Annotated in this window: 1 protein-coding gene; it reads left to right on the top strand. The window is 75.8% G+C overall.

The window, feature by feature from the left end:
- Positions 1-32 precede the first annotated feature (32 nt).
- Positions 33-627 (top strand): MFS transporter (locus PINTE_RS21525; protein ID WP_157087467.1); only part of this gene is annotated, 595 nt, incomplete at its 3' end.

Here is a 627-nt window from a genome sequence, read left to right as displayed (position 1 = left end):
GCGCGGGGCCACGGGGTCCGTAGGCTGGGGCGATGGTCGGTTCGCGGGCCGGCGCGCGAGCCGGTGGGGCACCGGGCCGGCGACTGTGGCCGCTGTTCGCGGGCGGGTTCCTCGGACCGTTCGGCGGGGCGATGGTCAACACGATGCTGCCGCAGCTGGCGGATCGGCTCGGCACGAGCACCGCCTCCGCGGCGGGCTCAATCACCGCGTACATGCTGCCGTTCGCGGCGCTCATGGTGGCTTCCGGAACCCTGGCGACCCGCTGGGGGGTGGCGCGCACGGTGCGGGTCGCCTACGGCGGATACGTGCTCGGCTCGCTGCTGTGCGTCCTGGCCACGGGCACGGGGGTGTTCATGGCCGGGCGTGCGGTGCAGGGGGCGGCGAACGCGTTCACGACGCCGCTGCTCATCACGATGATCGCCGACCTGTCGCGGCCCGGGCGCCTCGGCCGCAACCTCGGGTTGTACGCCTCGATGGCGGGCGCCGGGCAGGCGTTCGCGCCGTTCGTCGGGGGCGTCGCCGCGACGCTCGACTACCGCTGGGCGTTCGGCGCCAGCGCCCTGACCGCCGCCGCGCTCGCCGTGCTGACGCCCTCGCGGGACCGGCCCTCGGCTCAGCCAAGCGGGT

It is taken from the genome of Piscicoccus intestinalis NBRC 104926 (assembly GCF_001515525.1).
In the GTDB taxonomy this organism is placed as follows: domain Bacteria; phylum Actinomycetota; class Actinomycetes; order Actinomycetales; family Dermatophilaceae; genus Kineosphaera; species Kineosphaera intestinalis.
The sequence above is the reverse complement of the archived record's forward strand: the minus strand, read 5'-3'. Positions and strand labels throughout refer to the sequence as shown.